The following is a 25,695-nucleotide window of genomic DNA, read 5'->3' on the forward strand; positions in this document are numbered from 1 at the left end:
AACATTATCATCATGCGATTATTCATTTTAATTTTTGTCCTGACGATCCTGGGCACAGTAGGGAATGCGCAGCCTGCGAAACACGTGGTGCTGATTGTGGTAGATGGGCTTAGGCCGACGTTTTATTTACATGACTCTTGGCCGGCGCCTACATTGCAGGCGCTGAAGGAACGTGGCGCGGCGGTCGGTGGAGTGAACCCTGTTTTTCCCGCTATCACGTACCCATCCCACACTTCCATTGTCACCGGTGTGTCCCCGGCGAAACACGGTGTTTTTTATAACGCCCGTTTTGAACCAGAGGGACCAAGGGGACGGTGGTACTGGGAAAACCAAGCTATCCGGTCAACCACCCTATGGCAAGCGGCAAAGCAGGCTGGGCTAAGAACGGCTTCGCTACTGTGGCCAGTGACGGTCGACGCTGAAATCGATTACAACATACCTCCGGTATGGTCACCCAGCTCGTATGATAGCCGCGCTATTACTTCCCAGAAAGCGACGCCTGAGGGGTTGTTTGAGGAATTGCAGCGCCATGCAACAGGGACGCTTGATTCCGTCGCCTTTAGTGTACAGGGTAGCTACCTCATGCGCGATCAGAATATCGGACGCATGGCGGCATACCTATTGCGTACTTATCGGCCCGCATTGCTTACCTTGAACTTGCCCTTACTGGACAAGGCACAGCACGCCGAAGGACTGGACGGCCTCCACGTCCGCAAATCGATTGCGGGTGCTGATCACGCTATCCAAACCATTTTGGATGGCATAGCTGCAGCGGGGATCGCTGATAGCACTGCGGTTATTGTCATGGGCGACCATGGCTTTATGGATGTTCACACCCAATTAAACCCGAATGTATGGCTGCGTCAACATGGGCTCTACGATGGGCCGCGCGGAGAATGGAAAGCGCGGTTTCATAATGCCAGCGGGAGCACCTTCCTGATGGTGAAAGACAGTGATCCGGCAACGGCTGATTCCATCAGGAGCGTCCTGCGGAGGTTGCCGGATGCGATACGGGCGCAGTTTGAAATTGTGGAAAGGACAGCGTTGGACCGGCTGGAAAGCTCCGTGGAGGCGATACTGGCACTGTCCGGCCAGCCCGGGGTGGTGTTTTCGGAAAAATCCGACGGGCCTTTTTACGAACCTGCACCGCGCAAGGGCTCCCATGGGCATTTGCCCTCCAATCCGCAAATGAAATCCGGCTTGGTTGCGTATGGAGCCGGGATCCGGGAAGGGGTGTTCCTGGACGAAATGGATATTCGGGACGTATCTGCGCTCGTTGCTTATCTTCTGGGGCTGGGATTTCCCAGCGGGGATGGGGTTTTGCCGATTTCGCTCCTCTCCGGCGTTCGCTGATAGCGGGTGCGGGTGTCCGCCATCGCTTTTCCTCATACGTTCAAAAAAACATCCGGAGTGTCTTATTCCGGATGTTTTCGTCGAGGCCGTATCCGCCAGCAGCAAATACGGGCATCCAATTGCAAAGGGCCAGAGCCGGTATGGTCGTTCTGTTATCTATTGTCTTTAAACCATTGGACAATGGCAGGCATATTTCGCTCAAAACCCCCTGGAATGAAAAAATTGAGCACGCCCGTTTTTTGACCGGTTCGGTTTTTAAAGTCATGAACGGTATTGGCGGGTATCCTTAGGAATGTTCCTTTTTCTGCGTCGACCCATTTCTCGCCAACAAGAAATGTGACGGTGCCTTCCAATACATAAAATACTTCGTCATTGGCCTCATGCAGATGAGCGCCAGGTCCGTCGGAATTGGGGGCTAACCACCATTCCGAGATGCTGTATTTTTTGTCCGTCTCGTTTTCATCGGCTTTAAAAACGGCAGTCATTGTCCCGCATGGGTAAAGACGCCCTTCTCCCGGAGCTAAGATCAAGGTGTGCGTATGGTTGTTTTGGTGTTTCATATCCTTGATTCGTTATATTACTACATTGATCGTTCAAATGTATGAAATGGTGTGTACATGTTGAGGGGGGAAACCTGACATTTTGCGGGCAATCCGGGACATCCCAAAGCGTGGGCGATAATTGACGTAGCGGTATATAGGACGAGCTGCCGTCATGACGACTTCAGCGCCGAATAGGCTGCGACAGATAGACAGCCCCGGACAGCATTAGTCATAGAACTTCCAGGAGATACCTACCCGTAGGTTCGCGTTATTCATCGGATATCTCCGTACGGTGTAATAACCAGCCGGCCACACAAACTGGTTGATGAAATTATAGCTGAGAAATAAATTTGCTCGTTTGAGTGTAGCGGTCGCCCAAACATCCATGATGGGGTAGGTGGAAAATTCGATGCCCGCATTGTCGTTATAAAATTGCCCGATATTGATGGCGTAAGACGGCGTGCGAAAGGGGGTGTTGAAACGGACGTCAAAACCTAAGTTAAAATCGACAATTTTGTAGAGCAACCCATTGTAATAAAGGCTATGCCAAGTGTACAATTCGGGAATGGCTAAAACCGCATTGTAATCCGATTGCTGATACACCACATAATTATCCAAATGGAATTTACCGAGTCGAAAATTCTGGCCGACGGTGACTTTCAATAAGTTGATGTTGTTGCCAAGCTGGGCAGGCTCAATCACGCGAAGTAATCGTGCGTCCATGGGTGGCGGATTGTCTATTTCTCTAAAATAAAGGTGGTTGGCGATTAAAAAATATTCAGCTTTTCCAGAAAACCCAAGTGATGGGTTTTCATAGGCAAATGAAAAGTTGGTGGTTTTTATTTTTTCGAAATCATGTTCCCATTGATGGTAGGTGTAGTTGACTCGTTGGAACGTCCATTCGGGAGATTTATTTTGGATATAAGCGCCCAATACAACCCGCCCGATAGCATTGCTCAGCAGGATGTCAGCCTTGGCTTCATAAAGGTAATCACCAAAATTTGCTCCCTGTACAATCTGGTTTAGGTCGCCCGTGATGCTCACCCGGTCGCTGAACCGGTACCCCACCCCTGCCTTCAACATGCTGTTTTGCAGAAAAGTGCTGTAGCCCCTGTCTTGGTACCAATGCATATCGTGTTGGTACCCCAAATCAAGTTTCACTTCGTTTTTGATAAATGCCAAGGATTTGCCTCTAAGGTAAAAGCTGTAACCAAAGTCATTGGTAATCGTGGTGACTTTGGTGGTATCCTGCGTTAAGACGTTGTCCCCGAAAGGAAACGCATTGTTCACATCTTCCTCGTTTTTGTAAAACTGGAAATTCCGGAAACGCACGTTTAAGCTGTGCGACATCCGGTTGGTAGGCAGGATTTGTTGTTCCGGCTTTCCTGCATTTATCGTATCCAACCGTCCTAAAAAGAGACTTTGCCGAAGAAAAAAGCTGTTGTCGCGCCATGTGTGCCGTGGGCGTTCGTCACCCGTACCCCGCAACCTGGTGGATTCTGAATCGCTGGGGCCCCGATCGCTGTCCCTGAATAACGTGTCGTTGAGCACGGAGCCATTTTCTGTAGAGGTAAGCCGGTTGAATACCACGTTGGTCAATAGGTTATACCGGTGGTCTGAAGACTCATACCAAGCAAACAGTGCAGATTTGATGTCATTATATCGTTGATTAATATAGTAGCCGTCTGCCCTTGCCGCGTGAAATTCTCCTCCGATATTTAGCCGTGGGGTAATGTTCTGGGTGACTTTTGCCCGGAGAATCTGGTCGTCAAAGAAGAAGCCCACATTATAGAGTTCTGAGAAAGGGGCTCGTGCGCGGTAATACTTAATCGAATCAGGCTGGTATAGAAATCGGTCCAAGCTATGATATCCCGGTTGAAATCCGATAGTTTTGTTGGGTACAAAAAGCAGGTCGCGGGTGGCCAATCCGTAACTGCCCAAGTGGATACTGGGATTTCTCGGTTGGTTCTGCGGATTGTAATACTGGAAGTTTTTATGCAGGGTATCTATCTGATAGGTAAATGTGCCCTGTTTCATCATGGCCAAGGTTGTATAGCGGATATACCTTGCGCTATAGATGACAGTATCTGCTTTGCTGTCCTCTGCAGCTCTTGCTGAGTCCAATGCGCTACTGAACTCTTCCTCTTGAGCGTGCACCACCGGCAGGAAAGATACGGAGCATATCGTGAGCAGCAAAATACGCAGAAGAGCCTTCATTGCTGCAAAGCTACCAATTCTTTCAATATTAATGTCATCTTGGGTTCTGCTGTAGAAGCTACTTTTACAATTTCGGCCAATGACACCGGTTGAAGATCTTCGTGGAAGCCTTCGTCGGTGACGACAGAGACCGCAAAGACGGGCAATGCCATGTGGTTGGCTACGATGACTTCGGGTACCGTGCTCATCCCTACGACATCACCGCCGATGGCGCGCATATAGCGGTATTCGGCGCGTGTTTCTAAATTAGGTCCCGGAGTGGAAACGTAAACCGCTCGGTGAGCTGTAATGCCATGCCGCTTAGCTATTTCTAAGCCTTCCTGAATCATCGTGACATCATAGGGTCGGCTCATGTCTGGAAAACGGGGGCCAAGTCTATGGTCGTTGGCACCTCTTAGCGGGTTATCGGGCAATAAACTAATGTGGTCATCGATAATGGCTAAATCGCCCTTCCGGATATTCGGGTTAAGGGAGCCGGCAGCATTAGACACAAACAGCTTTTGAATGCCGAGCGCTTTCAAGACCCGCACGGGAAATGTTATCTGCTGCATATTGTAGCCCTCATAATAATGGAGGCGTCCTTGCATGGCGACGACACGGCGTCCGTTGAGCACGCCAAAGATGAGCTTGCCGGTGTGAAACTCCACGGTAGAAATCGGGAAATTGGGGATGTTGGCATACATCAATTGATAGGCAATGGTGACTTCGTCCGCCAGTTTTCCGAGCCCGGTGCCGAGGATGATACCAAATTCCGGCGTAAAATCGCCAATGCGATGCTTGATGAACGCTGTGGTTTCTTCAATCAGGTGGTACATGGTGATGACTTATTGGTCAAACTTCTGTTTTTTCGGGGAAAGATGCAAGGTTTTCCATGCAAAGTGTTTCGACATCTCGGACGGTCCTATGCGCGCGTGTCGTTGCCATGATAGATGCTCAAATAACTATCATAACGGCTTGGCGCAATGTCGCCCGCTTCGAGCGCCAGCAACACCGCACACCCGGGTTCGTTGATGTGGCGGCAATTATTGAAGCGGCAGCCGTTCATTCGTTCCCGCATTTCGGGGAAAAAGTGGCTCAACTCCTGTTGTTCAATATCGATGATGCCAAGCTCGCGGATGCCGGGGGTGTCGATAAGTCGGCCTCCAAATGGAAGCATAATCATTTCTGCGAAAGTGGTGGTATGCCGGCCTTTGTCTGACCAGTCTGATATATCGGCCGTGCGCAGCGCCGCTTGGGGATAGATCGCATTGATGAGCGTTGATTTTCCTACACCGGAATGGCCGGAAACTAATGTTGTTTTGTCTTGGAACAGCTGTTTGATTATGTTAATGTTGGTCCCGTTGCGCGCGGAGACCTCGTAGCATGGATAACCGATGTGTCTATATATCGACTGATATTCGTTTAGAACATGCATTCCTTCCTCACTGAACAGATCGAGTTTGTTGAATATCAGTCCCGCCGGGATATCATAAGCTTCGGCGGTAACAAGGAAACGGTCGATAAACCCCAATGAAGTGAAGGGCGAAGCTAACGTGACTACTAAAAAAGCTTGGTCCAGGTTGGCAGCGATAATCTGTGCCTGTTTTGATAAGTTTACTGATTTCCGGATAATGTAATTGCGTCGGTCATGTAGGCGAACGATGACGGCTGTATACGGCTCGGCCTCGGGCGCGATATCCACCCAATCGCCTACGGCGATGGGATTCGTGGTCTTGATGTCCTTGGTTCTGAATTTTCCTTTGATGCGGCACCGGTACGAGTTGCCGTCATCAGCAAGGACCTCATACCAACTCCCGGTTGATTTGGTAACGAGGCCTTTCATCCCAGTGTGAAGTTAAGTCCTAAGGTGCATACCGTCATTGGCACAAAAGTCGGAAAAAAAACCACAATATCGCTATCTTTGTAACCACACCGATGCGCTTTTGTGTGAAGTGGGTGAATTGACGCTAACCATCATGGTAGGTTGCGGTGGCTTACGGTACGCTTCATCACCAATGCGAACAAATAAATCAGATGAAAAAACTGTTTCTTTTAGACGGAATGGCCTTGATCTACAGGGCGTATTTTGCATTGAGTAAGACCCCAAGGATTACGTCTACAGGATTTAATACTTCGGCTATATTTGGATTTGCCAATACCTTACTGGAACTGTTGCGCACGCAGCAGCCGACGCATATCGCCGTCGTCTTTGACACCATGGCGCCCACGAACCGGCATGCTGAATTTGAGTTGTATAAAGCAAATAGGCAAGCAATCCCAGAAGATTTAGCAGCAGCAATCCCTTTTGTTTTTAGGTTGGTGGAAGGCTTTAATATGCCCATCATCACGCTTGACGGCTATGAGGCCGACGATATTATCGGTACACTTGCAAAACAAGCCGAAGGAAGAGGCTATACGGTCTATTGCATGACGCCGGATAAGGACTTTGGCCAACTGGTATCTGATAACATCTTTATTTATAAGCCTGCACGGTTGGGGAATGGGGCGGAGGTATTAGGAGTGAACGAGATCCTCGAAAAATGGGGGGTAACTGACGTCAAGCAAGTAATCGATATTCTGGGGCTTTGGGGGGATTCGGTAGACAATATCCCCGGTATACCGGGAATCGGTGAAAAGACAGCGAAAGATCTTATTAAGCGGTTTGGTTCGATGGAAAACCTGTTGGCAAACACCGACCAGCTCAAGGGAAAGCAACGAGAAAACTTGGAGACGTTTGCTGAACAAGGATTGATCTCAAAAAAGCTGGCGACCATTCAATTGGACGTCCCCATTGAACTGGATGAATCCAGTCTTGAAATTCGCGAGCCGAACAGAGAAGCGCTGGAACCATTGTTTGCCGAGCTGGAGTTTCGTACCCTGGGCAAGCGTGTTTTTGGCGAAGCGTTTAATGTATTGGATGTAAAATCTACCGCAGGTACCCAGATGGATTTGTTTGGCAATGCCGCGGAGGGCAGTGGCGACTTATCCGTTGCTACAGCGGAGTATGTGCCGCCACCTGCAGGGCGGAGCGTACACAATACGCCCCACGAATACATACTTGCGGATACAGCGGCGTTGCAACAGGAACTGGCTTCTTTGCTATCGCAACAGCGGTTCTTTTGCTTCGACACGGAGACTACGGGCACCGACGCCAATACGGCTGATTTGGTAGGCTTTTCGTTTGCTGTCGAACCTGGCAAAGCGTGGTATGTGCCCACACCCGCGGATCGGGATGGCTGTATGCGTATCCTGGAATTTTTTAAACCGGTATTCGAGCATGAAGCCATCGACAAAATTGGGCAGAATATTAAGTTCGACATCCTGCTATTGGCGCGCTATGGCATAACCGTTCGGGGTATGCTTTTCGATACTATGCTTGCCCATTACCTCCTTGATCCCGATACCCGCCATGGTATGGATGTGTTGGCCGAAAATTACCTCGGCTATACCCCTATTCCGATTACTGACTTAATCGGGCCAAAGGGTAAAAATCAAGGCAATATGCAGGACGTTGATATGGAAACCATCAAAGAGTATGCAGCGGAAGATGCGGATATCACCTTGCAGCTGAAGGCTGTATTCGAGCCGCTTTTGGAGGAGGCGGAAGCCATGAAACTGGCCAAGGAAGTCGAGTTTCCGTTAATCTACGTGCTTGCCGAGATGGAGCAATGTGGCGTCAATATTGACGTGCCGGTACTTCGCCAGCTGTCGACCTCCCTTGCAACGGATATCGCCGAGATTGAAAAGACTATTTATCAAAAGGCGGGGGTACGGTTTAACATTGCATCGCCTAAGCAGTTGGGTGAGGTGCTCTTTGAAAAGCTTCAACTTGATCCAAAAGCCAAAAAGACAAAAACAGGACAGTATAAAACCGGAGAGGATGTGCTGCTGGCACTCGCTCCTAAAAGTGATATCGTAAAGGATATTCTGGAATTTAGGCAATTGCAGAAGCTCAAGTCGACTTATGTGGATGCTTTGCCTATGCTGATCAACCCGATAACGGGTCGCGTGCATACGTCTTACAACCAGGCGGTGGCAGCTACGGGCAGACTCAGCTCGACCAACCCCAACTTGCAGAATATTCCCATTCGGACAGAACGTGGCCGCGAAGTGCGGAAAGCGTTTATTCCAAGGGATGAAAACCATGTGATTCTGTCTGCTGACTATTCCCAAATCGAACTGCGTTTGGTAGCCCACATGAGCGGTGACGAAGGCATGCTTGATGCATTTGCCAAGGGGCTGGATGTGCATCGTGCCACGGCGGCAAAGGTGTATGGTGTGCCGTTGGAGGAGGTAACCGCTGAGCAGCGCCGGAATGCCAAAGCGGTTAATTTTGGTATTATCTATGGTCAATCTGCATTCGGGCTTTCACAAAACCTGGGCATACCACGTTCGGAAGCCGCCCAAATCATCGAGCAGTATTTTGCCCAGTATCCGGGTATTAAAAAATACATGAGTGATACGATCAACTTTGCCAAGGAAAACGGCTATGTGGAAACGTTGCTTAGACGGCGGCGTTACCTGCGGGATATCAACTCGGCCAACCAGACTGTACGGGGATTTGCTGAGCGAAATGCCATTAATGCACCGATTCAAGGTTCAGCGGCGGATATGATTAAAGTGGCGATGATTGGCATTCACCAGGCTATCAAACGGCAGGGGTTGCAAGGGAAGATGACGATGCAGGTGCACGACGAATTGGTGTTTGATGTGCCCAAAAACGAAGTTTCCGTGTTCAAAGAGCTGGTAGAGGAGCATATGAAAAATGCATTGTCCATGTCTGTGCCCATCGTGGTAGAATTGGGAGTGGGAAGTAACTGGCTCGAAGCACATTGATAGTATTATAATTAAATCGACAAAATGATAGGGCAGTTGCTGATAAGTCTGATGTGGTTGGTCTCGCCGCCGGCATTTCTCGATGACCTGGATACGGTATCGGCGCAACCTGTATACTATGAAAAGGCCCCCGGTGGCAAGACCCGTTTTTTCTACGATGAATATTATTTTCTGGCGGATAAAGACTGTCAATTCAAGGCGATAGAACGTGTTGCTGCCTATGATTTTGAAAAGCAGGTGTTCGTAGGCGAGTTTGCCGATTTCAATAATTGGGGGAGGGCTATCTTACGTGGAAATTACCGTAATGGCAAGAAGGATGGGCCGTTCAAGGCCTATCATCCCAACGGGCAGTTGAAATGGGAGGTTTCTTATGTGCAAGATACGCCGCAGGGCATGTGGAAATACTATTACCCGGACGGTAAGCCGTTATTGGAGGTGGAATACCAGGAAAATAACATGTTCATCCGTAATTTTTGGGATCAACGCGGCCGGCAACGTGTTATCGATGGAAATGGACGATATGATTTCGCCGTAGAGGCAGATGGCTACAATCCCTACGGATATGTACGGTACCTCCGCCGGGGAAAAGTCGTGGACGGGCGCCCTGATGGTGTCTGGGCGATAACCTACTTGTTTGCCGATGCAAATAAGGAGCCGGCTGGCCACGAAGTCTATCAAAAGGGCAGGTTTGTGAGGGGATACGAGGCTTATGAAGACGATGAATTTTTCAATGCTCCCAAATATGGCGTATTGCCGGTATCCTTTTTTCCGCGTGCGGAAGCGATGATTGGAAAGCGGTGTACCATTGACGAGTATAGCGGTTTTACGAATTACTTAATTGAGCACTTGGGAGAATGGTTTGATGGCGAATTGGACGAATTGCCCGACCCATTAACGGTCGAATACACAATTTTGGTGCGCAGAAACGGCGAACCGGGAAAAATCGAAGCAAAAACGACCTTTCCGCAGAAGCGATATGCGGACCTACTAATGATGGGGCTTAATGGGGTCGGATATTGGTTTCCTTCCTACGCCGATGGTGAATATATCGATGACAACCTTACCGTCACCATGGAGGTATTTCCGGACGCCGCCGAACGAAAACTGCGATTTTATAACATCACGATTGAACGTGAAAAAGGGATATGATTGGCGAATGGCGGAATTACTTGCACATGAGCGCAAGTTTATCTAAGTTTGCCTATTAAACTTGACGCATGACCATTCATAAGGAAGGATATACCAGCATTGCAATCGTTGTCTTGGTCGTTTTTGTGGCCAATGCCTTAGTTCATTATTTTATCTCGGACAATACATTTGTGGTTTGGACGGTGTACGTCCTGTCTTTCCTATTGCTGATCACGATCTTGCAATTTTTTAGAAGCCCTAAAAGGCGTATCAAAACTGATGAAAACCTGATCCTATGTCCCGCAGACGGAAAAGTAGTCGTCATTGAGGAAACGGAAGAATCCGAATATTTCTGCGACAGGCGCCTACAGGTGTCTATTTTTATGTCGCCCATCAATGTGCACATCAACCGTAACCCAGTCAGTGGAATAGTGAGTTTCTTTCGTTACCACCCCGGGAAGTACCTGGTAGCATGGCATCCAAAATCATCGACGCTTAATGAACGGACCAGTATTGCGGTACGTACAAACTCAGGAAGGGAAGTGCTCTTCCGTCAAATTGCTGGTGCAATGGCGCGGCGCATCGTGTGGTATGTACAGGAAGGTGCCGAGGTAAAGCAAGGAGAGGAATTTGGGTTTATTAAATTTGGTTCAAGGGTAGACGTCTTTTTGCCGTTGGGCACCCAGGTAGATGTGAAAATCGGAGATAGCGTCTCCGGCGGGCTTACCGTGTTAGGGCGTTTTGCATAGCGATTTATTTTTGTCATGAGATTTATCCTGCTTGTCTTTATTAACGCATTTGCGGTGGGGCTATCTATTGCCTGTGTGAATTTTTATTTTCAGCACAGTTGGCAGCACTTTTTTGTCACATTCGCCATTTCCTTTACGCTTAGCTTTTTGGCATTTTACTACCTTTTTCAACGGTATATTTATAATAAAATAAAACTGATATATAAACTCATTCACAACCTCAAATTGGGGAAGGACCTGAAAGAGGCACTTGGCGAGAAGCTGAGTGACGATCCCATCAATGATGTGGAGCAGCAGGTGAGGGATTGGGCAAAAGAAAAGAAGAAGGAAATCGATACCCTGAAAGAGCAGGAGCGGTTCAGGCGTGAGTTTCTGGCTAATATTTCGCACGAGTTCAAAACTCCTCTTTTTGCTATCCAGGGTTACATCGATGCGTTGCAAGACGGCATGATGCTGGAAGACCCCGAACTGGCGACGCAGTTTTTGATGAAGGCATCGCAGAATCTTGATAGACTGACGTTCCTGATTAAGGATTTGGATGAGATTTCGAAGCTCGAAAGTGGCCAGATACCGATTAATTATGAACGGTTTGATTTGACAACGTTAGTAAAAGAAGTATTGGAATCGATGGAGGATAAGGCTGTTGCCCACGATATATCCCTCGTATTCAAGGAAAAGTACCAACACCCGATGATGGTAAAGGCCGACAGGGAGAAAATAAGGCAGGTACTTGTCAACCTCATTGATAATTCATTCAAGTATGGGAAAGCCAAAGGGCAGACCAATGTCCGGATTTATGAGCTTTTTGAAACGGTGCTGGTGGAGGTGACTGATGACGGAATCGGCATCGAGGAAAAGAATTTGCCGCGGGTTTTTGAACGGTTTTATCGGACAGACAAAAGTCGATCGCGTAAAATCGGAGGGTCAGGGTTAGGGCTTTCCATCGTAAAACATATCATCGAGGCACACCAACAAACCATCAATGTGCGTAGTACGGAAGGTTTAGGAACCACCTTTGCCTTTACGTTAGAAAAAGTAAAGACCGCAATGTAGTGTAGCCGGGGGTTAATGTAGAATCGCTTGTTAATTAACATTAACTTAACATTAACATCATATTTTTGCAGAAATATTTTGTTTTATGTCGCTCAATAGCATATTCCAATATTTTGTCCCCAAAGACAAGAAATTCTTTCCTTTATTCGAACAGGCTAGCAGCAACCTTATCGATATGGCGAAGTTGCTTAAAGAATTGGTTAATCTGTCAGATGCCAGTAAACGGAAAGAACTTACCCGGAAAATTGAAGATCTGGAGCACCGCGGCGACGATATTTCCCACCAAATACACTTGGAGTTGGGGAAGAACTTCATTACCCCGTTTGATCGTGAAGATATCCATACATTGACCAGTTCGTTGGATGATGTGGCGGATTTTATCCATGGCGCGTCCAACCGGATCGAATTATATAAAGTTGAAAAAATCACGGAGCCCATTATTGAAATGGCCGATTTGATTTTGGAAGCAACAGAAGATGTCGCCAAAGCAATACATGAGTTGCGCAATCTGAAAAATATCCGGAATATCACAGATTCCTGTGTGCGTATCAACAGTATTGAAAATAAAGCAGACTATATTTTTGATAAAGCCGTAGGCGAACTGTTTGAATTTGAAAGGGACGCTATTGCGCTCATTAAATATAAAGAGGTATTGTCGGCGATGGAAACTGCTACAGATAAATGCGAGGATGTAGCCAACGTATTGGAAAGCATTCTAGTAAAGAACGCCTAACCTTAGTAATTCGAAGCGTATATGGTCACCACCCTATTGGTTATTGTCGTCATCCTCGCCATTGCATTTGATTATATCAATGGTTTTCATGATGCGGCCAATTCCATTGCAACAATTGTTTCTACCAAGGTGCTTTCGCCTTTCCAAGCCGTGCTCTGGGCTGCTGCTTTCAATTTTGCGGCCTATTTTTATTTTACGGATCATAAAGTGGCCAATACGATAGCCAAAACGGTGCTGGAGGAGTACATTACGCTGGAAGTTATTTTTGCGGGACTGATGGCTGCAATCGGTTGGAATTTATTTACCTGGTATTATGGTGTGCCTTCCAGTTCTTCTCATACCTTGATAGGTGGTTTTGCAGGCGCAGGGATGGCGCATGCGTTTATATTGGGCGACAGTGCCGTAGGCGCAATTAATCTGGGGCCGACGTTGCAGATCATCTCATTCATTGCGCTTGCTCCACTGATAGGGATGTTTATCGCCGTGGTGATAACGCTGCTTATCATCAACATTTCGAAACATGCCAAGCCATCTGTTGCTGAATGGTGGTTTAGAAAGCTGCAGCTGGTATCTTCCGCGGCATTGAGCTTTGCTCATGGCGGCAATGATGCGCAGAAGGTTATGGGTATTATTTTCGTGGCCATGGTGGCCGGTGGGTATCTACAATCGGGAGATCCAATGCCTGAATGGATACCGCTTACCTGTTATTCGGCGATTGCTTTGGGTACCATGAGCGGTGGCTGGAAAATTGTAAAGACCATGGGTACCAAAATTACCAAGGTAAACGCTTTGGAAGGTGTGGGTGCGGAGACTGCCGCGGCCGTAACGCTGGGGATTACCGAGCATTTCGGTATTCCGGTATCCACGACGCACACGATCACGGGATCCATCATTGGCGTGGGCGTCGTTAAACGGGTTTCGGCTGTCAGATGGGGGGTTACCATAAGCCTGTTGTGGGCATGGATACTTACGATTCCCGTGTCGGCTATTTTAGCGGGAATCACTTATGCCATTATTCATTATCTGTTTTAGCATTGACCGGCAAAAAGTGATTTCAAACAAACTTTTGTTTTTTGTTAGGAAACAATGCGATTTATTGATAGATTTACATCGTTTTTTGCCTGACTGACCATTATAGAGGACATGCTGGAGGGTAAATGGTAGGTGATGTTGGAAGGCATTCCGGAGCTTTTCATGCGAAAAACAATGCAGCTGGAGGGATGGATTCGGTTTCAACAGAGCCAAGCAGCCTATTTAAGTAGCTGTATAATAGTTGAATAAGTTCTTTATATCAATACGTCTGAACACGTTATTAGGCCGTTTTTTTTACAAAATCAAAAAAATGGGAAAAACTGGAATAGTATTTGCAAATATTGCGTGAATCAAACTATTGGTTATTTTTGCGAAAAATTAGACAATTAAAAATTTTTAACCTTAAAAAAACAGAGTATGAATTATTCTACAATCAAAACGGCGGTTGCTTGCTCGCTCGTTGCGGCCTTAGGGTTTGCTGAGACAGCACAGGCACAGGAGCCGACTGTATTTGGAGGAAGATCCCAATACAGAACGTGGACAATTGGTGTTAATGGTGGTTTTACAACCCCATCAGTAATTATCGGTGGTTCTAATTCTTTTGGAAAAGAGTTAGGCTTTTTTGAATATAAGCTACGTGAATACTATGGCATTACCCTCCGTAAGCAGTTTTCAAGCTGGTTTGGATTGGAAGGTGCTGTAAACCGTGGACGTATTTTCGCGCATAATGAAGGTGGTGCTAAGACTTACTACAACCCATCTTGGCCAGGAGTAGATCCAGCAGGATATGAATCTGCTGAGACTTCGGTACAATATTCTGCCAGCATTAACGGTGTATTCCAATTCGCAACTATCGATTTCTTGAGAAGAGAAAATGCGGTTAATTTCTATGCCAGTGTTGGTCTCGGTATGTTGGCCTACAACCCAGTAGGTTATACCGATGCAGACGGTTCTACAGGCGCTTGGGATAACAAAGGTAACTGGGGTCAAGAACGTGATGGCGGAGCAGAGTTGACAGGTGACAAAGATTTCAAGAGAGCGACCAACATCCCTGTTGGCGTGGGCATGAAATTTAAATTGTCTGATCGGGTAGCCTTAAACTTGGGCTATACCATGAACTTTGTTGACGACAAGACCTTGTACGGACCGGTAAATGGCCGTGCTACGAACGACAAGTTCTCGTACACTTATGCTGGTTTGGAATTCTCTTTGGGTTCTTCTTCAAAACCGGATTTGACTTGGCACAACCCTGTATCTACACTGTATGACGAGTTGAAAGATCCTTCGTTGCGTAACGAGCTTGAAGCGTTGAAACAACGGGTTTCTACCTTGGAAGGCCTTGTTGACGAGTTGAGCCGCGACGAAGATGGTGACGGTGTATCTGACAAGTTCGACAAATGCCCAGGCACACCTGCAGGTACGCAGGTAGATGGCGCTGGTTGTCCGATTAAATTCCCAGAGCCCGAAGTAAAAGAGGTAACTGGTACGTATCCAAACATCCAGTTTGAATTCGACAGTTCAGTGTTGAAGACAGAGTCTTACGCTACCCTTGACCGGTTGTCTTCTGAATTGCGTGAAAGCGGTGCAACAGTAACCTTGGACGGCCATGCTTCTGCTGAAGGTTCTGAAGCTTACAACTTGAACTTGTCAAGAGACCGTGCCAACTCCGTGAAACAATACTTGGTTAACTCTGGTGTGGACGCAGCTAAAATCAATGTTCAAGCTTTCGGTGAATCAGCTCCGATTGCTTCTAACGCAACGGAAGAAGGCCGCGTGCTTAACCGTCGCGTTGAAATCAAAAAATAAGCAAGTCTTTTAAGAACTTGATAAAAAAAGCGGTTGCCGTATAGGTAGCCGCTTTTTTTTGTTATCCAAATTGTTCTTAAAACTTTTGGTGTGCGCTGTTGTTTATTAGGTAGAGTGATAATTAAAATGATACGACTATGAGCAACTTGAAGTTAAAAGGAAATTGGAATGAATTGAAAGGGAAGGTTAAACAGCAGTACGCGGACTTAACGGATGACGACTTGTTATATGAAGAAGGCCAGGAGGACGAATTGATTGGCCGTCTCCAAAAAAAGACCGGTAAGGCGCGGGATGAAGTAGTCAATTGGCTCAATAGTTTGTAAATCATTGCCAACTTTGAGGGAGGAGCGTTACGGATATTGTCCGTAACGCTTTTCTTTTTAACTTCGTCCCATGACAAAGAAAAGACCTGCTATACTCGTCGTTAATGATGATGGGATTACAGCACCCGGTATCAAAGTATTGATTGAGGAAATGCAGAAAATCGGTGATGTGACGGTGGTGGCGCCGGAAGGCCCCCAATCCGGTACCGGGCATGCCATTACGATTGGCAAGCCACTGCGTATAGACCGTATTTATATTTATCCGGAGGTCGAGATGTATAAATGTTCTGGCACCCCTGTAGACTGTGTCAAGCTTGCCGTGAACAAGGTGTTTAAGGGCAGGAAGCCTGATATCTGTGTGTCGGGTATTAATCATGGGCTCAATAATTCCATTAATGTGCTCTATTCAGGCACCATGTCGGCAGCGGTAGAGGGTGCTATTGAGGATATTCCCTCCATCGGGTTTTCGTATGACGACTTGGAATACGACGCGGACTTTACAAGGTGCAGGCCCTACGTACGGGCGGTGACTGAGCAGGTCTTGGCCAACAAGTTGCCGAAAGGCACCTTATTAAACGTAAATTTTCCCAAAGGAAATATCAGGGGGATTAAAATTTGTAGGCAGGCCGATGCAAAGTGGGCAGAGGAATTCGAGGAACGGACAGACCCGAGCAACCGGAGCTATTATTGGCTTACAGGAGTATTCCAGCTTCGCGATCGTGGCGAAGATACTGACGTTTGGGCTTTACAGCAGGGGTATGCTTCGATTGTGCCGGTGCAATTCGATATGACTGCCCACTATGCCATACCTGAGCTCAACTCCTGGAATTTTGACGTTAGCGGCTGATGAATATATCGAAACTACAAAGGAATTCGTTTTTGTTTGGTTGTGCAATCGGGTTTTTGGCCCCGGCAATTGCATATGTATTGACCCTGTGGTTTGATTCACAGCGTATAACCATCGGCGATAGGCCAACGGCATTATATGTCATTGCAGCGTTAATTAACCTGTTACTTGTGCGTTTTTTTTATCGGAATGAGCTGGAACGAAGCGCTCGCGGCGTGATTTTGGTTACCTTTGCAGCAGCATTGTTGTTAATTATTGTCGAAAAGCTGTCGATAACATGAAACTATCTCTTGGTTTTTCTCCTTGCCCCAATGATACGTTTATCTTTGATGCACTTATCCATCATAAAATCGATACGGAAGGGCTGGAGTTTGAGGTGTTTTATGAAGATGTCGAAACGTTGAACCAGAAAGCGTTTCAGGGAGAATTGGCAGTTACTAAGCTGAGCTACCATGCGTACGCCTACGCAGTGCCGCATTACGTATTGCTTGACGCGGGAAGTGCATTGGGGTTTGGCGTAGGGCCGCTGCTTATTTGCCGGCGTTCCGAGCTGGCGGAGCAGTTGTCTGCCGTTGCCGTAGGCCAACATGCCTCGTCTATCGGCCCATCACCTGCTGACGGCCTTATAGTGGGGATACCCGGGCGGTATACCACCGCTAACTTCCTGTTGGGGCTAGCTTTTCCCGGATTGAAAAATAAACGGGAGATGGTGTTTTCTGATATTGAACGGGCTTTGGTTGAGGGAAGTATTGATCTGGGACTCATTATTCATGAAAACCGTTTTACCTATCAGGATAAAGGCTTGCACAAGGTGATCGATTTGGGTGATTATTGGGAGAAAATGACGCAAGCTCCTATACCATTGGGTGGAATTGTCGTCAAACGGCAATTGCCTGATGAAGTAAAGCGCCGTATTGAACGAACTATCCGAAGGAGCGTGGAATACGCCTTTGCCAACCCAACGTCCGGCATCGATTTCATCCGTTCGCACGCGCAAGAAATGAGTGAGGATGTCCTATATAAGCACATTGAATTATACGTCAATCGTTTTTCACGAACCCTTGGTGCAGAAGGCCGGCTCGCTATACAGACCTTGTTTGATAAGGCTTGGGAGCTTGGTGTGGTACCTCGGCCGACCAACGATTTGTTTTTGTCCTAACTTGCGTGGCATTTCCATTACCAGGCTATCTCACATCTCCTATCCCAAATTTCAAATCTAATAACTAACTTTGCCCAATATGCCATAATGGCGGTATTGCATTTTGGTGCTATTATTGACCATTGGTATATCATACAGTAAACAATTAGCAAATGTTAACATTCTTAAGTAAAATATTTGGCAGTAAGTCAGATCGCGATATTAAACATATTCAGCCGCTGTTGACCAAGATCAAGGACGAATATCCAAAACTTGAAAGCTTGACTCATGACGAGCTCCGGGCAAAAACCGCAGCCTTTAAGCAACGGATAAGTGATTACCTTGCTGATATTGACAAGGAAATCGCAGGACTAAAGGCAGATGCTGAGCAGGAAGGGGTAGACATGTCCCAGAAGACAGCGATTTATGACAAGGTAGACAAATTAGGCAAAGATCGCGATCAAAAGTTGGAGGAAGTTTTGATGCAGCTACTTCCCGAGGCATTTGCCGTAGTGAAAGAAACCGCCCGGCGGTTTACTGAAAATACGGAGTTGGAAGTCACTGCAACGGATTTTGACCGCGAAATAGCCGCATCAAAACCGCATGTACAGGTTGTTGGGGATAAAGCTATCTGGAAAAATAAGTGGACTGCTGCCGGCAATGAGGTGACCTGGAACATGGTACACTACGATGTGCAGCTTATCGGCGGTATCGTACTTCACGAGGGCAAGATTGCGGAGATGGCCACGGGAGAGGGTAAAACACTGGTCGGCACACTTCCGGCCTACTTAAACGCGTTATCTGGTCAAGGGGTGCATATCGTGACGGTAAACGATTACCTCGCACGCCGTGACTCCGAGTGGAACGGCCCGCTGTTTGAATTTCATGGACTGCGGGTAGACTGCATTGATAAGCATCAACCCAATTCACTAGCCCGGCGCAATGCGTACGCAGCAGATATCGTGTTTGGTACCAATAATGAATTCGGGTTTGATTATCTGCGCGATAACATGGCGCAGTCTCCCGAGGCGTTGGTGCAACGGAAATTGCACTTTGCCATGGTAGACGAAGTGGATTCGGTGTTGATAGACGACGCGCGTACACCGTTGATTATTTCCGGCCCGATTCCTCGGGGCGATCAGCATGAGTTTTATGAGTTGAAACCGCGTATAGAACGCTTGGTCAATACCCAGAAGGCGTTTATAAACGGGGTGTTGAATGAAGCAAAAAAGGCCATTGCCGCTGGTGATACAAGTGTAGAAGGGGGAGGGCTTGCGCTTTTACGTGCCCACCGTGGTTTGCCGAAAAACAAGGCGCTGATTAAATTCCTTAGCGAGGGCAGCAACCGGCAAGTACTTCAGAAGACAGAAAATTATTACTTGCAGGAGCAAAGCAAGAACATGCCCAAAGTGGATGCCGAGCTTTACTTCATTATTGACGAAAAGAACAATCAGGTGGAGCTGACCGAGAAAGGGATCGAGCTTATCACGTCTTCGGGTGAAGATCCCAATTTCTTCATCATGCCGGATGTAGGGACTGAGGTCGCTGAGATAGAAAAGTCCGGATTAAGCCCTGAAGAAAAATTAGCCAAAAAAGAAGAGCTGATGCGCGATTTTTCGGTTAAGTCCGAACGTATCCATTCTGTCAATCAATTGCTGAAGGCTTATACCCTCTTTGAGCGGGATGATGAATACATCATTGACGAAGGCAAAGTGAAAATTGTCGATGAGCAGACAGGCCGGATTATGGAGGGGCGCCGTTATTCGGATGGCTTGCATCAGGCGATCGAGGCCAAGGAAAACGTAAAGGTAGAAGATGCGACACAAACCTATGCGACCATTACGTTACAAAATTATTTCCGGATGTATCACAAACTAGCCGGGATGACCGGTACGGCAATTACCGAGGCCGGTGAGCTTTGGCAGATCTATAAGCTGGACGTGGTGGAAATTCCGACGAATGTGCAAACGCAACGTGAAGATAGGCATGATCTCATTTATCGCACGGCGCGTGAAAAATATAATGCCGTGGCGGAGGAAATTCAACGGCTTACCCAAGAGGGCCGTCCCGTATTGGTGGGTACTACTTCAGTAGAAATTTCCGAATTGCTGAGCCGCATGCTCAAGCTTCGGGGTATTAAGCACAATGTGCTGAATGCCAAATTGCACCAACGCGAAGCCGATATCGTCGCTGAGGCAGGGCAGGCGGGCATGGTAACAATCGCAACGAACATGGCAGGCCGGGGTACCGATATCAAGCTTGGGCCGGGCGTGAAAGAGGCTGGCGGTTTGGCAATCATCGGCACGGAGCGTCACGAGTCTCGCCGCGTAGACCGACAGTTGCGTGGACGGGCAGGACGGCAAGGCGATCCCGGCTCTTCCCAGTTTTTCGTATCACTCGAAGATCCGTTGATGCGGTTGTTTGCATCTGAGCGTATTTCGAATATCATGGTTCGCATGGGTGTGCAAGAAGGTGAGGTGATGCAGCATAGCATGCTTACCAAATCCATTGAGCGAGCGCAGAAAAAAGTAGAAGAGAATAACTTTGGAATCCGTAAACGACTGTTGGAATATGATGACGTCATGAACTCCCAACGAACAGTCATTTATGCGAAGCGTAAAAATGCGCTGTTTGGCGAACGTTTGGATGTCGACTTGAACAACACGATTTTCGATGTGGTAGAGGATGTCGTGGCAACCTATAAGGAGTCGGGTACTTACGAAGACTTTCAGTTGGAAGTAATCCGGATTTTTTCGTTGGATCCGGAAATTGATGCAGACGAGTTCGCTCACAGCAATATCGCTGCGCTTACCGATAAACTGTTTGCCCAGATCATCGGCTACTATCGCGAGAAAGGCGATAAGATAGCAAAGCAAACCCTGCCGGTATTAACGGATGTGTTCGCTGCCAGGGGTGGGCAAATAGAGAATATCGTCGTCCCTTTTTCGGACGGGCTAAGAGGTATACAGGTGGCAACCAACCTGAAAAAAGCGGTAGAATCCGGTGGAAAAGAAGTGTTCAAGTCCTTTGAGAAAGGTGTGGTCCTTGCGTTAATAGACGAAGCTTGGAAAGAGCATCTCAGGGATATGGATGAGTTGAAGCAGTCCGTACAAAATGCCGTGTACGAGCAAAAGGATCCCATTATCATTTATAAGATGGAGGCCTTCAACCTGTTTAAGCAGATGTTGGTCAATATGAATAAAGATATTATCGGGTTCTTATTCAAAGGCGAAATTCCTAATCAGCAACCACAGGATGTCCGCGAAGCACGCCCATTACCCCGGCAGGAGGCTAAGGTGAGGACCTCGAAGCCCGAGTTGGTCGCGTCGGGCGGTGGTGCCCCCGTTGAGGATACCCGTGAGGTGCAACGTACCCAGCCGGTTCGTAATGAGCAAAAAGTTGGAAGAAATGATCCTTGTCCATGTGGTAGTGGTAAAAAATATAAAAATTGCCACGGGGCATAAGCAATATAAAAATGGGTAGGATAATGGTAAGAAGTTTTGTATTTGCCGGACTATTGGTCGTCGCCTGCTGCATGGTGGGCCGTGCACAGCAAAACGGCGATGTGGAGATTGTGGCGGATCCGTTGATCAGCCTGATGCAGCGTAGTCGAAAAGGTACCAATATCACCGCTGCAACGGCCAATAGACCCCCGGTGGACAAGAAAAACGCCACGCGTACAACAGCCATGGGGTTTCGCGTTCAGATCTATTCGGGGTCTAACCGCACCGAGGCGTATGCCGAACAGGCGCGTTTCAGGAGGCTGTACAAAGACATTGATACGTATGTTACTTACGAAGAACCCAATTACCGGGTAAAGGTGGGAGATTTCAGGAGCCGTGCAGAAGCCCAGGAGCTTATGCAAGGATTGCGTAAGCAATTCAACAATGTATTTATCTTTACCGAGGAGATTTATATTTATCAATAAAGGGCAACGCGAAAGATGAAACCTGCATAAATTGCCATAAACAAAAGGATATGAGTAATTTATGCAAGCTTCATTGCCGTGTAAAAACAAATTACTCGAATGAAAAATAAGATTGGCACTCTTGCCGCCCAAATTTTTGAGCAAACCGTAGCCCAGCGCAGACACCTCCACCAGCACCCCGAATTATCGTTTGAAGAATACCAGACATCGGCATTTGTAAGGGCAGAATTGGAACGTTTGGCGATCCCTTATCGGTCCATGGCCAATACCGGATTGGTGGCCGAGATAGTCGGTGACCGGCCGTCGGGCAACGTGGTGGCTTTGCGCGCTGACATGGACGCGCTCCCCATTACCGAGGTGGCCGGCAGAATATATGGATCAAAACATGAAGGCGTGATGCACGCGTGCGGGCATGATGCACACACGGCTTCACTCTTGGGAACAGCCCATATCCTTCAATCATTGAAAGCTGACTTTGGCGGCACGGTCAAACTGATTTTCCAGCCGGGTGAAGAGCGGCTGCCGGGAGGCGCAAGCCTGATGATTAAGGAAGGCGTCTTGCAGAACCCTGCTCCGCAGGCTGTGATCGGACAGCACGTAATGCCTTTGATTCCTGTCGGCAAGGTTGGATTCCGCGCAGGTAAGTACATGGCATCTACTGATGAACTGTATGTGACTGTAAGAGGCAAGGGAGGGCATGGAGCCCAGCCGCAGCAAAATATTGATCCGGTAGTAATTGCTGCGCATATTATCACTGCATTGCAGCAGGTAGTAAGCCGCATTGCCGATCCGAAAATGCCCACCGTATTATCGATAGGCAAAGTCGTTGCAAATGGTGCTACCAATGTGATACCGAATGAAGTCTACATGGAAGGTACGTTTCGTACGTTTGACGAAAAGTGGCGTAAAGAGGCGCATGCACAAATGAAGAAAATTGCTTCCGGCATTGCCGAAAGCATGGGCGGTACCTGCGATTTTGAAGTTCGTGTAGGCTATCCATTCCTTGTCAATGAAGAACAACTGACCGCCAGGGTACGGGAATATGCTGTGGAATTCCTTGGCGAAGAGCATGTGGTCGATCTTGATCTCTGGCTTGCGGGCGAAGATTTTGCGTATTATTCACAGGTTGCTGATGCTTGTTTTTACCGTCTGGGTACGGGCAATGAAGCCAAAGGGATAACCGCTGCCGTACACACGCCCACATTTGATATTGATGAGCAGGCGTTGGCGATAAGCACGGGCCTGATGGCTTATATAGCATTACGCCAGTTAGGTAATTAACTTTTGTGCTTTAGCCATGTCTTCGCATCACATTGTCAAGGAAGACCAAGAACCAGCGTTGATCATCGTCGATACCGAGGGAGTAACAAGACCCCAGCTCAACCAGTTGCTGGAATGGAATCCGATTGTAGTCACCCATCATGAAAATGCTCAGTCCGTCATTGATAAGGGCATCAAGGTTGATGTCCTCATCACTGACAAGCAACTGGACTTGCCTCAGGATCATGTTCTCATTTTACCCATTGATGGTACCTTTTTAGATACAGCATTGACATATTTGGTTGGGAGGGGCTGTAAGGCGGCTAACATTATCTCCAATGATGCCGACGTTGACGTATCATTATTCAGGCATATCGATATTCATGTAACGGTATTGGGTGATGGCAAACGCATATTTGCCGTCAAGTCGGGGTTTCGTAAATGGAAACCTCAGGGCGAACCGGTCTATGTGTACACGGCAGTAACTCATACGCTTGGATTGATACGCCAAGGTGAAAACCACTACATTACGGCGAAGGACGGTTTTTATGCCATCCATTTTGCTGAACAGTATGGATTGGTAGGCGAATGTTTATAAGTCATGAATGATATCACCATCCAAGCTGCAGCAACGGCCGACATACCGACCATTCATCGGCTGGCTCATGAAATTTGGTGGCCCGCCTATGGCGGCCTTTTATCCCCGGGGCAAATCAGCCTAATGTTGGAGAATATTTATTCAGCAGATGGATTGCAGCAACAAATGGACGCCGGCCAGCGTTTCTCGTTAGCCATAATGGAGCGTACAGCCGTAGGTTTTGTAGGGTTCCGGCTAAAGCCTTCGGCTACGGACATCATGCGCATTGAAAAACTGTATATCCTCCCCGCTGTGCAAGGGCACGGAATAGGGCAACGACTGATACATCATGTCGCCCGACACGCATTGGTCGCTGGCGCCAATTGCCTGGAATTAAATGTGTATCGGTACAATCCAGCAAAAGCGTTTTATGAACGGCAAGGTTTTGCCGTTGTCGAAGCTGTAAAAATTCCCTATCACGGCTATGTGCTGGACGATTATATCATGCAAAAAAAACTGTAACGTTAATCCGGCTATCCTCGTTTATGCTGCTTTTTTGGAGTAATTCCAAACAATGGCATCCTGAAGATTGTCTCTCAACAGAGAAGCTTATCCGATCAGGGGAGCTATAGGTTATAAGCGAATGATTAACGAAAAAGTAACAGCCTTTTATTGTGATGCGTTGACCTTGTTGAAGAATAATCAATGTGATTTTATGATCGGGGGCGGCCATGCGGTTGTCCACTATACCGATGTGCACCGGGCAACCAAGGATTTGGATATTTTTTGCCTTCCGCAGGAATATCCGAAAATACTGAAGTGTTTCGCAGATAATGGATACCGCACGGAGCTGACTGATTCGAGGTGGCTTGCGAAGGTGTTTAAAGACGATTATTTTATTGACATCATTTTCGATACGGTAAACAATATCTGTAAAGTAGATGACACCTGGTTTACCTATGCAGAGGAGGGCGACTTCTATGGTATGCCGGTCAAGTTTATTCCGCCCGAAGAGCTGATCTGGTGTAAAATATATGTTCAAAATCGGGAGCGTAATGACAGTGCGGACGTCAATCACCTGCTGTTAAAAGCCGGACATCGGCTGGACTGGCCACGGCTGTGGAAAAGGCTGGACACTCATTGGCACTTGTTGTTGGCTCAACTATTAATTTTTCAATTTGTATACCCCTCCGATTACCGGAATATTATACCGGATTGGCTGTTTCATGATCTGATTAGCCGGGCAAAAGAGCAATATGATTTGCCTCCTTCTCAGGAAAAAGTGTGCCGGGGTCCCTTGATTGACCAGACGCAGTATGAGATAGATATTAAGTTGTGGAATTACAAAGCATATACGATAATGACAGTGTAATCAAGCTTATGGAAACAGCAAAAAGAACAATACGGATAGCTGCGATAGGTGATCTTCATGTCCGCGAAACAGACCGTGGGAAATGGAAGGACTATTTTTCGGTTATCAATAAAGAGGCAGACATTCTTGTCATAGCCGGCGATATCACCGATACGGGCGACGAAGATGAGGCTGCGTTATTTGTCGAAGAGCTGAAAGGAAGTTCAATTCCTTTGGTTGGCGTATTGGGTAATCACGATTATGAGAAAGGGCGTCATAAAATTATCAAAGAAGTACTTCAGCAAGCTAATATGCAGGTGCTGGATGGTGAATCGACGGTCATTGCAGGCATCGGGTTTGCAGGTATTAAAGGATTCGGAGGTGGGTTTGGACCAAGGATGTTATCCCGATTCGGAGAGGATATGATGAAATCCTTTGTCCAGGAAGCGGTTGATGAAGGGCTCAAGCTGGAGCGTGCATTGTCGCGGCTAGGGCAGCACCGAGGGGAAATACCCAAAATAGCCATCATGCATTATGCGCCTATTCCAGAAACCGTAGAAGGAGAACCGTTGGAGATCTATCCATTTTTGGGATCTTCCAGGTTGCTGGAGCCGCTGCAGCGGACCAAGGTGGAAGCGGTGTTCCATGGGCACGCGCATATGGGCAAATATGAGGGCCAAACTCCGGATGGTACCAAAGTATGGAACGTATCATTGCCTATTTTAGCCCGCTTAGGTAAATCCGTTCCTTTTCATCTCATGGAAGTGGAAGCCATACTGGAAGAACCAGCGGGAGCACCGATTAAGTGAGTCTACCGTCCCAACTTTATTCCCGTCTTTCTTG

At 47.5% G+C, this 25,695-nt stretch carries 22 protein-coding genes; 18 read left to right on the plus strand and 4 right to left on the minus strand.

Annotated features, from left to right (window positions below; translation table 11 throughout):
• The first annotated feature begins 12 nt into the window (after positions 1 to 12).
• Complete coding sequence (locus JHJ32_RS00235; RefSeq protein WP_200119075.1) at positions 13 to 1,353, plus strand: alkaline phosphatase family protein; 1,341 nt, start codon at positions 13 to 15, stop codon at positions 1,351 to 1,353.
• Between the two features lie 152 nt (positions 1,354 to 1,505).
• On the opposite strand, the gene JHJ32_RS00240 is transcribed toward JHJ32_RS00235, so the two are convergent.
• The 4 genes from JHJ32_RS00240 to rsgA form a co-directional block, all read right to left on the minus strand.
• Complete coding sequence (locus JHJ32_RS00240; protein WP_200119077.1) at positions 1,506 to 1,913, minus strand: cupin domain-containing protein; 408 nt, start codon at positions 1,911 to 1,913, stop codon at positions 1,506 to 1,508.
• Positions 1,914 to 2,120: 207 nt separating this feature from the next.
• Positions 2,121 to 4,112 (minus strand): putative porin, encoded by a 1,992-nt coding sequence (locus JHJ32_RS00245; RefSeq protein ID WP_079717422.1) that lies wholly within the window; start codon positions 4,110 to 4,112, stop codon positions 2,121 to 2,123.
• On the minus strand, positions 4,109 to 4,927 hold the full coding sequence (locus JHJ32_RS00250; RefSeq protein ID WP_200119078.1) for a purine-nucleoside phosphorylase: 819 nt from the start codon (positions 4,925 to 4,927) through the stop codon (positions 4,109 to 4,111). Before JHJ32_RS00250 ends, JHJ32_RS00245 begins: the two co-directional genes overlap by 4 nt.
• An 86-nt stretch (positions 4,928 to 5,013) precedes the next feature.
• Complete coding sequence (gene rsgA / locus JHJ32_RS00255) at positions 5,014 to 5,934, minus strand: ribosome small subunit-dependent GTPase A (protein ID WP_200119081.1); 921 nt, start codon at positions 5,932 to 5,934, stop codon at positions 5,014 to 5,016.
• Positions 5,935 to 6,125: 191 nt separating this feature from the next.
• Between rsgA and polA the strand changes: the two genes are divergently transcribed.
• The 17 genes from polA (at position 6,126) to JHJ32_RS00340 (ending at position 25,661) form a co-directional block, all read left to right on the plus strand.
• Positions 6,126 to 8,927 carry a DNA polymerase I gene (gene polA / locus JHJ32_RS00260; protein ID WP_200119083.1) on the plus strand — a complete coding sequence of 934 codons (2,802 nt, stop codon included), beginning with the start codon at positions 6,126 to 6,128 and terminating at the stop codon, positions 8,925 to 8,927.
• 24 nt (positions 8,928 to 8,951) lie between these two features.
• Positions 8,952 to 10,076, plus strand: coding sequence for a toxin-antitoxin system YwqK family antitoxin (locus tag JHJ32_RS00265; RefSeq protein ID WP_200119085.1), 1,125 nt, complete (start codon positions 8,952 to 8,954; stop codon positions 10,074 to 10,076).
• Positions 10,077 to 10,144: 68 nt separating this feature from the next.
• Positions 10,145 to 10,804: a phosphatidylserine decarboxylase family protein gene (locus tag JHJ32_RS00270; RefSeq protein WP_200119088.1), complete on the plus strand. Its 660-nt coding sequence runs from the start codon at positions 10,145 to 10,147 to the stop codon at positions 10,802 to 10,804.
• Positions 10,805 to 10,819: 15 nt separating this feature from the next.
• Positions 10,820 to 11,857: a cell wall metabolism sensor histidine kinase WalK gene (locus tag JHJ32_RS00275; RefSeq protein WP_200119090.1), complete on the plus strand. Its 1,038-nt coding sequence runs from the start codon at positions 10,820 to 10,822 to the stop codon at positions 11,855 to 11,857.
• A gap of 85 nt (positions 11,858 to 11,942) precedes the next feature.
• Complete coding sequence (locus tag JHJ32_RS00280) at positions 11,943 to 12,590, plus strand: DUF47 domain-containing protein (RefSeq protein WP_079717415.1); 648 nt, start codon at positions 11,943 to 11,945, stop codon at positions 12,588 to 12,590.
• A 21-nt stretch (positions 12,591 to 12,611) separates the two neighbouring features.
• Complete coding sequence (locus JHJ32_RS00285) at positions 12,612 to 13,622, plus strand: inorganic phosphate transporter (protein ID WP_200119092.1); 1,011 nt, start codon at positions 12,612 to 12,614, stop codon at positions 13,620 to 13,622.
• A gap of 417 nt (positions 13,623 to 14,039) precedes the next feature.
• Positions 14,040 to 15,428: an OmpA family protein gene (locus JHJ32_RS00290; RefSeq protein ID WP_200119094.1), complete on the plus strand. Its 1,389-nt coding sequence runs from the start codon at positions 14,040 to 14,042 to the stop codon at positions 15,426 to 15,428.
• A gap of 137 nt (positions 15,429 to 15,565) precedes the next feature.
• Complete coding sequence (locus tag JHJ32_RS00295) at positions 15,566 to 15,751, plus strand: CsbD family protein (RefSeq protein WP_200119095.1); 186 nt, start codon at positions 15,566 to 15,568, stop codon at positions 15,749 to 15,751.
• Between the two features lie 70 nt (positions 15,752 to 15,821).
• Entirely contained in the window at positions 15,822 to 16,598 is a 777-nt protein-coding gene (surE, locus tag JHJ32_RS00300; RefSeq protein ID WP_200119096.1) for a 5'/3'-nucleotidase SurE, read from the plus strand.
• A 277-nt stretch (positions 16,599 to 16,875) separates the two neighbouring features.
• The gene (locus tag JHJ32_RS00305; RefSeq protein ID WP_200119097.1) at positions 16,876 to 17,757 is read left to right on the plus strand and encodes a menaquinone biosynthesis family protein; all 882 of its coding nucleotides are present in this window, start codon (positions 16,876 to 16,878) and stop codon (positions 17,755 to 17,757) included.
• 152 nt (positions 17,758 to 17,909) lie between these two features.
• Complete coding sequence (gene secA, locus JHJ32_RS00310; RefSeq protein ID WP_200119098.1) at positions 17,910 to 21,200, plus strand: preprotein translocase subunit SecA; 3,291 nt, start codon at positions 17,910 to 17,912, stop codon at positions 21,198 to 21,200.
• Between the two features lie 23 nt (positions 21,201 to 21,223).
• A complete protein-coding gene (locus JHJ32_RS00315; protein WP_200119099.1) occupies positions 21,224 to 21,664 on the plus strand; it encodes an SPOR domain-containing protein in 441 nt (146 codons plus the stop codon).
• Between the two features lie 99 nt (positions 21,665 to 21,763).
• On the plus strand, positions 21,764 to 22,945 hold the full coding sequence (locus JHJ32_RS00320) for a M20 family metallopeptidase (protein ID WP_200119101.1): 1,182 nt from the start codon (positions 21,764 to 21,766) through the stop codon (positions 22,943 to 22,945).
• Positions 22,946 to 22,961: 16 nt separating this feature from the next.
• Positions 22,962 to 23,522, plus strand: a complete 561-nt coding sequence (locus JHJ32_RS00325; protein WP_079717406.1) for a hypothetical protein — start codon at positions 22,962 to 22,964, stop codon at positions 23,520 to 23,522.
• A gap of 3 nt (positions 23,523 to 23,525) precedes the next feature.
• Positions 23,526 to 24,023, plus strand: a complete 498-nt coding sequence (locus JHJ32_RS00330; protein ID WP_200119102.1) for a GNAT family N-acetyltransferase — start codon at positions 23,526 to 23,528, stop codon at positions 24,021 to 24,023.
• A gap of 121 nt (positions 24,024 to 24,144) precedes the next feature.
• Positions 24,145 to 24,873: a nucleotidyltransferase gene (locus tag JHJ32_RS00335; protein ID WP_079717404.1), complete on the plus strand. Its 729-nt coding sequence runs from the start codon at positions 24,145 to 24,147 to the stop codon at positions 24,871 to 24,873.
• An 8-nt stretch (positions 24,874 to 24,881) separates the two neighbouring features.
• Positions 24,882 to 25,661, plus strand: coding sequence for a metallophosphoesterase (locus tag JHJ32_RS00340; RefSeq protein ID WP_200119103.1), 780 nt, complete (start codon positions 24,882 to 24,884; stop codon positions 25,659 to 25,661).
• Positions 25,662 to 25,695 lie beyond the last annotated feature (34 nt).

Source organism: Parapedobacter sp. ISTM3 (assembly GCF_016533505.1).
In the GTDB taxonomy this organism is placed as follows: domain Bacteria; phylum Bacteroidota; class Bacteroidia; order Sphingobacteriales; family Sphingobacteriaceae; genus Parapedobacter; species Parapedobacter luteus.